Here is a 12,256-nt window from a genome sequence, read left to right as displayed (position 1 = left end):
GGGGGTTGTCCCCCTTTTGGTTATTGGCCAGCCCAACAGGCCGTCAACTGCCCGCCGGTTTTCCGACGCGCATGATTTCCCATTCTAGCCACAAACCGCTCGATTGGAACACCCTATTTCGGACCTCCTCGCCCAGCCCCTCCAGATCGGCGGCATTCGCCCCCCCGGTATTGACGAGGAAATTGGCGTGTTTCGGGCTCATCTCCGCCCCGCCCCGCCGCGCGCCGCGCATGCCCGCGTCGTCGATGAGCTTCCACGCCTTCATCTCATGGCTGTCGTCGGCACGGCCCGTGGAGCTTGCACCTGACGGATTGCGGAATGTGGAACCGGCCGTCCGCTCCTTCACCGGCTGGGAGGCATCGCGGCGGGCGACCTGCTCCGCCATCAGCGCCTCCAGCGCCGACGGGTCACCGGCAGGCGCACGGAAGGTGGCGGAGACGATCACCGCGCCCTCGGGCAGAAAGGTCTCCCGATAGCCGAAGGCAAGCGCCTCCCGCCCCAGAACCACCCGATCGCCGTTGCGCAGGATCGCCTCCGCACTCACGAAACGGTCGGCTACATAGGTGCCGTAGCAACCCGCGTTCATCCGCACCGCACCGCCGATGGAGCCGGGAATCGTGCGCAGGAACGTCAGATCCAGCCCCTCGGCGGCGGCCCTCCGGGCCACATGGGCATCGAGAGCGGCCGCCCCCGCCGTGACGGTGCCGTCCCCCGTCTCGATCCCATTGAACCCCCGGCCCAGTCGGATCACCACACCCGGAATACCGCCATCCCGCACGATGAGGTTGGAACCGACGCCGATGGGAAAGACCGCAATCGCCGGAGGCAGCGCGGCGAGGAAGCCGGAGAGATCCTCCACATCCGCGGGCTGGAACAACCAGTCTGCCGGACCGCCGACGCGGAGCCACGTCAGATCCGCCAGAGGGCGCGAGGGGGTGAGCGTGCCGCGCACGGCGGGAAGGGGAAGCGTGTCGGTCATGGCGATCCCATAGCGCGACATGCCCCGCCGCTCAACTCATCCGTCAAGGCGGCGACGCGGCGGCCGCTGGGTCATCGCCATGACGGTCATGCCGATCCCGAGCGCGACAAGCCCCAGCACCGGCCCGCAGGAATGGGTGAGGAGGCCCAGCACCGGAATGCCCGTCGCCAGCAGCACCAGCACGACCCGCCGCCGCCCCCGCCAGCCACGCCGCGCCAGCACGGCCGCCAGCAGGAGCCACAGGGCAGACAGCAGGAAGGAGAAGGTCATATCGCCATGGCTGCGGCCATCCCCCTCAGGCCCGCGCGCGAAGCGGCGTGACGCGCGCCCCGCCCTGCCGGCCTTCCAGACGCGCGGGCAGGCCATGCGCCCAGCCGGAGATGGAACCTGCACCCAGCAACACCACCATGTCGCCGGGGCGCCCCTGCTCCCGCACCAGCCGGGCCAGATCGTCCTCGTCCAGAATGGCGCGGGCATGACGGTGGCCATGCGCGATCAGCCCTGCCACGAGGTGATCGCGGTCGGCACCTTCCACAGGCTCCTCGCCCGCGGAATAGACATCGGTGATGCCCACCACATCAGCGTCGTTGAAGCAGGTGCAGAATTCTTCGAACAGGTTGTGCAGCCGGGAATAGCGGTGCGGCTGATGCACGGCGATCACGCGGCCCTTCGTTGCCTGACGCGCGGCCTTCAGCACAGCGGCGATCTCCACCGGATGGTGGCCGTAATCGTCGATGATGGTGACGCCGTTCACCTCGGCGACCTTGGTAAAGCGCCGGTTCACCCCGCCAAACGCCGCCAGCGCCGTGCGAATCTCGTCCTTCTTCATGCCCAGATGCCGCGCCACGGCGACGGCCGCCAGCGCGTTCGACACGTTGTGCTCCCCCGGCATGGGCAGGGTGCAGCCCTCGATCAGCCCGCCTTCCTCGTTCTGGAGGAGGATGTCGAATGCGGCGGTCCCGTTCTCATACCGCAGGTTCATCGCCCGCACGTCGGCCTGCGCATTGAAGCCGAAGGTTACGACCTTGCGATCGGTCACACGGCCCACCAGCGCCTGAACCTCCGCATGATCGGTACAGCAGACCGCGATGCCGTAGAACGGAATGTTGGTGACGAAATCGTAAAACCCCTTCCGCAGCGCGTCGAAGGTGCCCCAGTGCTCCATATGCTCCGGGTCGATATTGGTCACGATGGCGATGGTCGCCGGAAGCCGGTTGAAGGAGCCATCCGATTCGTCCGCCTCCACGACCATCCACTCGCCCGCGCCCGCCCGCGCATTGGAGCCGTAGGCGTGGATGATGCCACCGTTGATGACGGTCGGATCGAAGCCGCCCTTGTCGAGCAGCGTCGCGACCATCGTGGTGGTGGTGGTCTTGCCGTGGGTTCCCGCCACGGCGACGTTCGAGCGCAGCCGCATCAGTTCCGCCAGCATTTCCGCCCGGCGCACGACCGGCAGGTTGCGCCGCCGCGCCTCCTCCAGTTCGGGGTTACCGCGCTTGATGGCAGAGGAGATGACAACCACCGCCGCCTCGCCGATATTCTCCGCCCGCTGCCCCTCAAAGAAGGTCGCTCCCAGCCCCACCAGCCGGTCGGTGATCTTCGACGCCTTGGCGTCCGATCCCTGCACGGTGTAGCCGAGCGTCATCAGCACCTCGGCAATGCCCGACATGCCGATGCCGCCGATGCCGACGAAATGGATGGGGCCGAGTTCGAGCGGCAGCTTGGTGGCAGCGTTCATCGGTTCTTTCCTTTGTTGGCGATCGCTTCGACCAGGGTGACGAGCCGTTCCGTCGCATCGGGGCGGCCTTCGCCCCGCGCGGCATCGGCCATGGCCTCCGCACGGGCAGGGTCCGACAGGACCGACGCTATCTGCTCCGAAAGCGCGGCAGGCTCAAGCCGGGATTCGGGAATGACGATGGCGGCACCTGCCTCGGCCAGCCCGCGGGCATTGGCGGTCTGGTGATCCGCAGCGGCAGCGGCAAAGGGGATCAGCAGTGACGGCCGGCCGATGGCCGCGATATCGGCGACCGACGAGGCGCCGGAGCGGGAGATGACAAGCTGCGCCTCCTCGATCCGCCGGGGCACGTCGGTAAAGAAGGTCTGCACCTCGGCCACCACGCCCGCCTTGCGATAGGCCTCCACCACGCGGGGCAGATCCTCCTCCCGTGCCTGGTGGGAGACCGAAAGCCGGGTGCGGAGCCGCTCCGGCAGCCGGGCAATGGCCTCCGGCACCACGTCGGACAGAACGCGCGCGCCCTGACTGCCGCCGATGACCAGCAGATGGATCACCCCCTCGCAAGGGGGGATATAGGAAGCGCCGACCTTCTCCCGCACCGCCGTGCGCACAGGATTGCCGGTATGCACCCCCTCCACCCCTGAAGGTAGGGCGGTGGGCCGCGTGCCACAGGCCACGGCATCGACCCGCGAAGCAAAGGCGGTGTTCACCTTGCCCAGAACGCCGTTCTGTTCATGGATCATGCGCGGCAGACCAAGCAGCCAGGCAGCCCCGAGCGCCGGAATCGTCGGATAGCCGCCGAAGCCCACCACAACGGCGGGCCGGTCGCGGCGAAGGGCCCGCGCGCTTGCCAGAACGCCGCCCAGAATGCGGAACGGGGTCGCGGCCTTGGCCAGCGGACCTCCGCGCGCGAAGGTGGCAGAGCTCACCTCCTCCACCGGAACGGCCTGCGGGAAACCGGCGGTGTAGCGCGCGCCCCGCGCATCGGTGGAGAGCTTGACCCTCCAGCCCTTCTGCACCATCGCTTCCGCCAGCGCCTGGGCGGGGAACATGTGCCCGCCGGTGCCACCCGCCGCGATGAGCAGGAGCGGTGATGCCTCGCCGGCGGCCATGGATCAGCGCCCCTTCGTCAGGATGTCGCCGATCCGCCCCTGCGGCCGGGTCCGGGTGAAGGCGAGCAGCGCGCCCACGACGATCCCGCCCGCGATGAGCGAGGAACCGCCATAGCTCACGAAGGGCAGCGTCATGCCCTTGGCCGGAAGCATCCGCACCGCGACGCCCACGTTGATCATCGCCTGCACCCCGAACAGGCAGGCAAGTCCCGTCCCCGCGAGGCGGGTGAACATGTCCCGCTCCCGCGTCAGCCGGAACAGCGACCGTACGGTGATGAGGCAGAACAGCCCTATGATGCACAGCACGAGGATCAGGCCGTATTCCTCCGCCGCGACGGCAATGATGAAGTCGGTATGCGCATCGGGCAGCGACCATTTCACTTCGCCCTCGCCCACGCCCACGCCGAAGAAGCCGCCTTGCTGGATGGCGTTGGTGGCATAGCCGATCTGGGTGCGCGGGTCGATCTCGGCGGTCAGGAAGCCGTCGATTCGGCGGGCGAAGTGCTCGGAACCTTCATAGGCCACTGTCCCGCCGAACCCCACGATCCCTGCGACGATGAGCAGGAGCGTCATCGGTGCGCCCGCCACGAAATACATCACGCCCCAGGCGAACAGGATCAGCGCGGCCTGACCGAAGTCCGGCTGCATGGCCAGCATCCCGACGACCGTACCCGCAATGAGGAGCGACATCGTCTTGCCGGGCGGGCCGTTCGGATCCTGCCCCGCCGCCATCAGCCAGGCGCAGAGGATGACGAAGCCGGGCTTCAGGAACTCCGACGGTTGCACGGATGCGAAGCCGAAGGAGAACCAGCGGATCGCCCCCTTGCCGAAATCCGTCCCGAAGAACGGCAGCAGCGCCAGCGCCAGAAAGGCCCCGAAAAAGCCGATCACCCCGGCGCGCCGCACCATTTCGGGCGACATCATCGAAACGATGAACATCGCGGCGATGGCGATGCCGCCGAAGAACATCTGACGATTGACGTAATAGAACGGGTCCAGCCCGTTGCGCGCGGCCAGCGGCGGAGAGGCGGCAAGGCCCAGCAGCAATCCCACGCCGAACAGCAGCAGGATGGCCGAAACGGCCCATTTGTCGATGGTCCGCCACCACCGCGGGAGTATAGGCTCACCGGCCCGAACGGGCGCAGTGCCGTAGACCATTTCCGTCATGGGAAGACTGCCCTCTGCCCTATACGCCCGGTTTCGCCCGGGTCTGATGCGGTAACCTAGCCGAAACCGTGGTTTCGCGCCAGCGTCAATACACCCGCTCCCCTGCCACGCCTGCGTGAGCGGGCGCGAGCGACAGGCTTCTCCCGAAGATCCAGCCTTCCCACAGGTGAACGTCGTCCAGCGCGGGCACCTCCGCCCTGCCCTTCCGTTCCACGAGGTCGATCATACCGCACAGGCCCACCACGGCGTCGAAGCGATCCTCCGCCGTCCTGTCTGCACCGAAACCCTGGGTGAGTGCGGTGAGAAGTTCGGTCGAGAGCCTTGCGCCCAGACGCTCCGCCCAGCCAATGACGCGGGCGGCCACCGTGGCCCGGTCGGCCTGCCGCCGCTTGCTGAAGCGGCCCTCCGGCATGAACTTCAGACGGCGCATCGCCTCCGCCGGATAGGTTTCCGCGAGGATGAAGGGCCGCTCCAGCATCTCCGTGCCGCGATCATAGGGCCAGAGCGCCGCACCGGCCCGGCGCGCGGGCAGGATGACCCGCATCCAGCCGTCCAGCGCGGCCTTGCCAACCTGATTGGCGCCCAGCGTCCAGAAAAGCGGCGCGGCAGGCCTTTCGTCGGTCGCACGGTCACAGCACCGGCGTAGATCATCCATCCGCTCGGCCCCCAGCGCGCGGATGAGATCCTCCTGCCGGCGCCCGCCGGGCCGGTGCGGATAGAAGGGACGCTTCACCGAAATCTCATCGCTTTCTGCAGCGACGCACAGGAAGGCCGCCCAATCCTCCTCAGCCAGCGCGTCCAGCAGCGTTGGGAAATCGCGAAACCCCGTTTGCCGGCCGTAAAAGGCCGGAACGCCGATGGGAAAGTCGAACCCTGCGATCAGACGGCCCGCGCGGGAGGTGCGGAGCAGATCCGTGGCCTCCAACCCCCTCACCGGCGGGTGAAGCGTCCAGACCCCACCCTCACGCGCCGCCCGCGCCTGCCACCGCTTTTGCACAGCGACGCTCCAGTCCGCATGGATGATCGTTTCCACGGCAATCACCCTCGCCGGAAATACAGGGACGTGGCGTCGGCTGCTGCATCACCGAAAATGCGAATGGTCTGGAACACCCGATTCGCTGCAACGTTTGCAGAGGGAGGCCCAAGCTTCAACCGGAGGCCCGCCATGATCGAACTCGCTTTCATCGCCTGTCTGACCGCCGCACCCGCGCTTTGCGAAAAGAAAAGCCTGCTGTTCATCGAAGTCACGCCGCTCACCTGCATGATGAGCGCGCAGCCGGAACTCGCCCGCTGGGTGGACAGCCATCCGAAATGGCGGATCGCCCGATGGCGCTGCAACACCGCAACCACCGAAAAAGAAATCTGAGCCGGGGTCATGCGGGAGGCAGGGCGCGGACCAGTTCCATGAAATGTTCGCCGCGTTTCTCGAAGTTCGGATATTGATCGAAACTGGCCGCAGCAGGCGCGAGCAGGACGGTATCTCCTGCCTCTGCCTCCTCGGCCGCACGGGCAACGGCACGGTCCAGCGTTTCGCAGATTTCATGCGGCGTCTCACCGATCTCGAGCGCGAAATCCCGGGCGGAATGGCCAATGAGATAGGCTTTCACGACAGGCCCCAGCAAGGGCTTCAGCATCGTGATGCCGCCGTCCTTGCCCAGCCCGCCGGCGATCCAGCGGATACTCGGAAAGGCGGCCAGAGCCTTGGCCGCGGAATCCACGTTTGTGGCCTTGGAATCGTTGACGAAGGTCACGCCCGCGCGCTCCGCGACGATCTGGCTGCGGTGGGGCAGGCCCTCGAAGCTCAGGAACGCCTGCTCGATCACGCGCGGCGCGATACCGAGCGTGCGCGTCGCCGCATAGGCCGCACAGGCGTTCTGGTGGTTGTGTGTGCCCGGAAGACCCCTGATCCTGCGCAGGTCGATGGAGGCGACCTGCCGCCCCTTGCGCCATTCCGACAGGAAACCGCGGCGGGCAAAGACGCTCCACCCCTCCCCCTCCAGCTTCCGGGCGACGGAGATGCGGATCACCCGATCATCCGCCGGGCCCTGCGAGAGCTGGTTCGCGAGGAACAGCCCTTCCGTCTCATCGATGCCGATGACGGCGCGATCAGGGCCGCCCTCTGCGAACAGTCGGCGCTTCGCGGCAAAGTAGCCGCCCATGCCGCCATGCCTGTCCAGATGGTCGGGCGAAAGGTTCGTGAACACGGCTATGTCGGGCGTGAGCGCGCGGGCAAGCTCCGTCTGATAGGAAGACAGCTCCAGCACGATCACCTCCCCATCCACCGGAGGCTCGATATCCAGAACGCCACGGCCGATGTTGCCCGCCATCTGCGTCGGCCGCCCGGCGACGGTCAGGATGTGGTGGATGAGCGCCGTCGTGGTGGATTTGCCGTTGGACCCGGTCACTGCGATGACACGCGGCGGCTGATCGTAGCGCGCCCAGTCCGCTTCGCCCCAGGACCGGAAGAACAGGCCGATATCGTTGTCAACCGGCACCCCCTCCATCATCGCGCGCGCGATGATTCGGTTGGGCTGGGGGTAGAGATGCGGGATGCCGGGGCTGACCACCAACAGCGAGACGCCCTTCCAGGCGCCCTCACGTGTCAGATCATGCAGGGAGAACCCCTCGGCCTCGGCGCGGGCGCGCGATTCCGGGCTGTCGTCCCACAAAAGCGGCTCCGCGCCGCCCGCGATCAGGGCACGCGCCGTCGCAAGGCCAGACCGGCCCAGCCCCAGAACAGCGATGCGCTGCCCCTCAACCCCCCTGACCGGTATCATGTCCCGCCGCTCCTGCTTTTATGCGCCGCTCCGTATCGCCACGAACGGCTGCTTCGTTGTCATCTCCGATTACCGCGCGGAACTGGCGGATGCCACGGCAAGATGCATCCTGTCCGGGGGGAGCGGCCTCCCGCCGGTCGCTTCCCGGACACGGCCCGGACAGCAACTCTGCGCGAGTCATCGCTCGCCATGCTTGTGTCTTTGCATCATTTGGGTAGGTTACGGAAAAATCGCAGTCAGGGGATACCTCATGAAATACCGTCTCGTCTTCGCCTTTTCCGCCCTCGCCCTCGCCGCGGCATGCAATCCGACACCGCATCAGCAGCGCCAACTGGAGTGCGGGATCGGCACCGTGGGCGGCGCGGCGCTTGGCGCAGCGGCGGGCAACGCCTTCGGGGGTGGCAGCGGCCGCACCATCATGACCGCCGCCGGCGGCGCGGCTGGCGCCATGGGTGGCCAATCGGTCGCCTGCCGCTGATCGCAAGCGGCCGGCAAGTCAGCCGCGAGACTCATTCCCAGAGGCGGCGATCAGCCGCCTCTGTTGCATTGCGGGACGTCGTTGCGCACTCCGTTCCTGGGCAGTGATGCGGCCGAGCCCCGGAGCCGGTTCACGAACTTCAGGACCTGTCGAGCTCCCGTTGCAACGCGGCCTCTCGCGCAGCAGCCTCCCGCTCGAAAAGTCGCTGGACACAACTTGCCTCATCGGACGACCCACGCAGGAAGCCCAGCTCCTCACATTGGTCCGCCGCGTCGCTGATGACCACCTCCGGCGGGGTCGCCGGTGTCCGCGCGCAGGCACTGCAGAGGAGAATCAGGGCAATCAGCCTCATGTATTCTCTCCCAGAAGCGGCCCGGACAGGCGCAGCGCGCGCCGCCCCTGCAGCTGGCCCAACCGCCCCTCCGCTATGTCGCGCCCATCTGAACCGACGAGGCGGACCGCCTCGAGCGAGGCGCCGTCCAGCGGCAGGACCATTCCCGGCCGCAGGCTCGTCGCCGCTCCGAGCGGCAGGGTCAGCCGGGCGAGCCGGACGTCGAAACGCAGCGCCGCGCGGGAGACCTGCGCCTCCAGCCGCCGCGACCATTCCTCCGCGGCGAGCATGGGTTGCGGCAGCGCGGGCACGGCATCCACCCGGGCGCGCTCCATCTCCGGGATGGCCAGCAGCAGCACCGCGCGGCGCAGGCCAAAGCCGAAGGACAATGTGAGCCGGAGCGTGCGATACGTCCGGTCCTCCATCATCAGGTCAAGAGGCCGGGGATCGTCGAGATAGGAGCCGTAGCGGAAGCCCGCCACGTCCCGCAGCCCGGATCCGGCAGGCAGTTCCGCCATTTCACTGATGAAACTGTCGATGAACTCAGCCGTCAGCACGGCGTCCGTCGCAGTCGGTCGCCGTACCTGTGGATCGGCAGCAATCAGACGGCCCGTCATCCGCGCTTCGACCACGGAAGCAAGTCCCGGCAAGCTCAACGCGGCAAGTCCCAGCGCCTCCTCCGGGCCGGGGAGCAGACCGAAGAACGCGGGCGAGGGCAATGCATCCAGCAGTTCCGTCAGCCCATGGCGGCCATCCTCCACATTTTCCACCACCGCATCGAGACCCTCCACCTTCCGCGCCGCGCGGAGCAGCGCAAGCCGGGTCGCCCGCTCAGGCGTGGGAGGAGCCGCCTTTCTTACCGCGCGCGCGGAGGCCTTGCGCCGCAGTACCGAATCGCCTGTCGCCATCACGCATCCCTTCGTCACAGCTGTACGATGCCCGAAACAGGTTTATGGAAGGTTGATGCGACGCCCGGTTCCCGCCCGGATCGGCAGCACCGCCGGACCACGGCGCGGCAGCATGACACGGAACGCCGCCCCCGACTGGCCGGGGAGATAGGAGAGCGTGCCCCCCAGTCGCTGCATCACCTCGCGCGAGATGGCCAGCCCCAGACCCGCGCCTCCCGCGCGATTGCCGTCGGTGACTCGGTAGAACTTCTCGAAAATGAGCGCCCGGTGACGTGGCGCAATGCCCTGACCGTTGTCGAGGAAGTCGATCGCAAGCCGCCCGCGCGGCAGGGGCGTCACCTCGATCCGCAGCGTGGGAACCGCCGCGTCGCAGTATTTCCGCGCGTTGGAGATCAGGTTGATGAAGACCTGCGTGAGCCTGCCCGCATCGGTGACGATCTCCGTCCCCTCCCCCGCCGGATCGCGGTCGAGCCGGAGAAGCGGCCCCGTACCTCCCGCCTGCGCCGCGGCAAGCGCGGTGTCGATGAGATCGCCCAGCCGCACTTTTTGAAGGTCGAGCTGCACCTCGCCATGTTCCAGAACGGAGAGATCGAGAAGATCGTCCAGCAGCCGCGTCAGCCGCGCGGATTCAGCGGCCATGATCCCGGCATAGTGCCGCTGCCGCTCCGGCGGGAGGTCGCCTTCCTCTGCCAGTATCTGCGAGAATGCCCGGATGGAGGTCATGGGCGTGCGCAACTCGTGACTGATCTGACCGAGAAACGCATCCTTCTGCACGGAGAGGGCCGTCAGCTTTTCATTGGCGGCGCGAAGCTGGCGGGCCGTACGGGCCAGTTCCTCCGACTTGGTTTCGAGCTGGCTGGAATATTCCATGATCTGTGCGGTTTCGTTGGCGACCGCCATCAGATCCTCCACCGTCACCAATGCGCGCCCGGCAAGCTGCGCGAGCATTGCATGCGCCGTGGCTGCCCCCACCGAACCGGCGAGGCGCCGCTCCAGTCTGCCAAGAAATTCGGGCGTGGTCTCCGGCAGAAGGCTCGACTGCCCCTGCGCCGCCGCCTCTCTGGAAAACAACTCCTGCGCATCGTCCCGCCCGAGTATCCGCTGGGCGAGCACCAGAAGCTCCTCCGCCTCTGCCCCGCTCCGCCGCCAGCCGCCGGGGGTGGCGTCCGCTTCGAAGGCGTTAACGAACTGAACGCCCTGAAGACGCTCGATCGGCGTGGGAAAGGTCAGGAGCGACACCAGAACATACGCCAGCGTGTTCAGCAGCATGGACCAGAAGAGCGCGTGCAGGAGCGGGTCCAGCGTATCCATCCCCAGCAGATGCGTGGGACGGAGCCATCCCCAGCCGAAGGGTCCGGCCGTCAGAAGCCCGGCGGCCCAGCCCGGCGCCAATGTGGGCAGGAGCAGGCAATAGGCCCAGAGTGCCGCGCCGATCAAAAGCCCCGCCATGGCCCCGGATCGCGTGGCCCCCCGCCAGCACAGCCCCCCGACCAGCGCGGGCAGCACCTGCGCGGCCCCCACGAAGGAGATCAGGCCGATTTCGGACAGGGCGGCGGCCTCGTTCATCATGCGGTAATAGACGTAGCCGAGGGCGAGCACGCCAAGGATCGACAGCCGCCGCGCGGTAAGGACGACGCCGCGCAGATCCTCGCTCACGCCCGGCCGGATGCGGAGCCAGAGCGGCGTCACGATATGGTTTGACACCATCGTGGCAAGCGCAATGGCCGCGACGATGACCATGGAGGTGGCGGAGGAGAAGCCGCCCAGAAACGCCAGCATGGCGAGCCATCCCTTGTCGAAGGACAGGGGCAGGGTCAGGACGAAAAGGTCCGGGTTGGAGCCTGCGGGCATATACTCCAGCCCGATCACCGCAATGGGCACGATGAACAGGCTCATCCCGAGCAGGTAGAGCGGAAAGGCCCAGCCCGCCGTGGCAAGGTAGCGCTCGTTGGTGTTCTCCACCACCAGCACCTGAAACATGCGTGGCAGGGTGAAGATCGCCGCCCCTGACAGCAGCGTCAGCCCCGCCCAGCGGCTCGGGACGAGCGTGCTGGCGGCCAGCGGCGAGGTTTCGATGCGGCGATACATGTCCACGGGCCCTGCCGCCACGAACCATACCACCCAGATACCGACGGCGATCAGCGCCACCAGCTTCACCACCGCCTCCACTGCGATGGCCCCGACAACCCCGTGGTTCTGTTCGTTCGCGGCGATCTTGCGCGTGCCGAACAGGATGGTGAAGAAGGCCAGCCCCACCGCCACCCAGAGCGCGGTGCCGGAGCCGGAGGCTGTCCACTCCTCCGGCACGTCCGCGGCAAAGACCCCGAAGGACAGCGTGACGGACCGCAGTTGCAGCGCGATATACGGCGTGGCGGCGGCGACGGAGATCAGCGTGACCATCACCGCAACACGGCTCGACTTTCCGTACCGGGCGGAGACGAGGTCCGCGATGGAAGTCACCCGCTGCTGCCGCCCGATCCGTACGAGCTTGCGAAGGAGAAGCCACCACCCGGCAAACACCAGCGTCGGCCCGAGATAGATGGTCGCGAACTCCAGCCCCGAGCGGGCGGCATAGCCCACCGCGCCGTAAAACGTCCATGCTGTGCAGTAGATGGACAGCGACAGCGTATAGACGAGCGGCGAGCGCAACAGCCGGAGCCGCCCGGCCTGCGCCTGCCGCTCCGCCCAGAAGGCGACGAGGAACAGAAAGACCACATAGGCCAGGCAGACGAGCAGCAGGAGTTTGAACGGGATCACGGCGCCGCGTCT

General features: G+C 67.4%; 12 protein-coding genes. 2 read left to right on the top strand and 10 right to left on the bottom strand.

The window, feature by feature from the left end; genetic code table 11:
- Positions 1-43 precede the first annotated feature (43 nt).
- The 6 genes from murB to CDV49_RS03935 form a co-directional block, all read right to left on the bottom strand.
- The gene (gene murB, locus CDV49_RS03960; RefSeq protein WP_088214370.1) at positions 44-979 is read right to left on the bottom strand and encodes a UDP-N-acetylmuramate dehydrogenase; all 936 of its coding nucleotides are present in this window, start codon (positions 977-979) and stop codon (positions 44-46) included.
- A 36-nt stretch (positions 980-1,015) separates the two neighbouring features.
- Positions 1,016-1,249, bottom strand: coding sequence for a DUF2484 family protein (locus tag CDV49_RS03955; RefSeq protein WP_088214277.1), 234 nt, complete (start codon positions 1,247-1,249; stop codon positions 1,016-1,018).
- Between the two features lie 25 nt (positions 1,250-1,274).
- On the bottom strand, positions 1,275-2,717 hold the full coding sequence (murC, locus tag CDV49_RS03950) for a UDP-N-acetylmuramate--L-alanine ligase (protein WP_088214276.1): 1,443 nt from the start codon (positions 2,715-2,717) through the stop codon (positions 1,275-1,277).
- Entirely contained in the window at positions 2,714-3,826 is a 1,113-nt protein-coding gene (gene murG, locus CDV49_RS03945; protein ID WP_088214275.1) for an undecaprenyldiphospho-muramoylpentapeptide beta-N-acetylglucosaminyltransferase, read from the bottom strand. The genes murC and murG overlap by 4 nt, the downstream gene beginning before the upstream one ends.
- Before the next feature lie 3 nt (positions 3,827-3,829).
- Complete coding sequence (locus CDV49_RS03940; protein WP_088214274.1) at positions 3,830-4,993, bottom strand: peptidoglycan glycosyltransferase FtsW; 1,164 nt, start codon at positions 4,991-4,993, stop codon at positions 3,830-3,832.
- An 85-nt stretch (positions 4,994-5,078) separates the two neighbouring features.
- A complete protein-coding gene (locus CDV49_RS03935; protein ID WP_143413115.1) occupies positions 5,079-6,026 on the bottom strand; it encodes a DUF429 domain-containing protein in 948 nt (315 codons plus the stop codon).
- Positions 6,027-6,158: 132 nt separating this feature from the next.
- Here CDV49_RS03935 and CDV49_RS03930 point away from each other — a divergent pair, with 132 nt between their 5' ends.
- On the top strand, positions 6,159-6,359 hold the full coding sequence (locus tag CDV49_RS03930) for a hypothetical protein (RefSeq protein WP_088214272.1): 201 nt from the start codon (positions 6,159-6,161) through the stop codon (positions 6,357-6,359).
- A gap of 7 nt (positions 6,360-6,366) precedes the next feature.
- Here CDV49_RS03930 and murD read toward each other — a convergent pair whose 3' ends face one another.
- A complete protein-coding gene (murD, locus tag CDV49_RS03925; protein WP_088214271.1) occupies positions 6,367-7,770 on the bottom strand; it encodes a UDP-N-acetylmuramoyl-L-alanine--D-glutamate ligase in 1,404 nt (467 codons plus the stop codon).
- A gap of 250 nt (positions 7,771-8,020) precedes the next feature.
- Between murD and CDV49_RS03920 the strand changes: the two genes are divergently transcribed.
- Positions 8,021-8,248 (top strand): glycine zipper 2TM domain-containing protein, encoded by a 228-nt coding sequence (locus CDV49_RS03920; RefSeq protein ID WP_088214270.1) that lies wholly within the window; start codon positions 8,021-8,023, stop codon positions 8,246-8,248.
- A gap of 139 nt (positions 8,249-8,387) precedes the next feature.
- Here the strand turns inward: CDV49_RS03920 and CDV49_RS03915 are convergent, their stop codons facing one another.
- From CDV49_RS03915 to CDV49_RS03905, 3 genes are read right to left on the bottom strand one after another with little or no spacing between them, the layout of a single operon-like run.
- Positions 8,388-8,600, bottom strand: a complete 213-nt coding sequence (locus CDV49_RS03915) for a hypothetical protein (protein ID WP_088214269.1) — start codon at positions 8,598-8,600, stop codon at positions 8,388-8,390.
- Positions 8,597-9,487, bottom strand: a complete 891-nt coding sequence (locus CDV49_RS03910) for a FliM/FliN family flagellar motor switch protein (protein WP_088214268.1) — start codon at positions 9,485-9,487, stop codon at positions 8,597-8,599. Before CDV49_RS03910 ends, CDV49_RS03915 begins: the two co-directional genes overlap by 4 nt.
- Positions 9,488-9,529: 42 nt before the next feature.
- Positions 9,530-12,241 carry an ATP-binding protein gene (locus tag CDV49_RS03905; RefSeq protein ID WP_088214369.1) on the bottom strand — a complete coding sequence of 904 codons (2,712 nt, stop codon included), beginning with the start codon at positions 12,239-12,241 and terminating at the stop codon, positions 9,530-9,532.
- Positions 12,242-12,256 lie beyond the last annotated feature (15 nt).

It is taken from the genome of Haematobacter genomosp. 1 (genome assembly GCF_002196855.1).
Lineage (GTDB): Bacteria > Pseudomonadota > Alphaproteobacteria > Rhodobacterales > Rhodobacteraceae > Haematobacter.
Note: the sequence above shows the minus strand (reverse complement) of the source record. Positions and strands in the feature narration are given on the sequence as shown.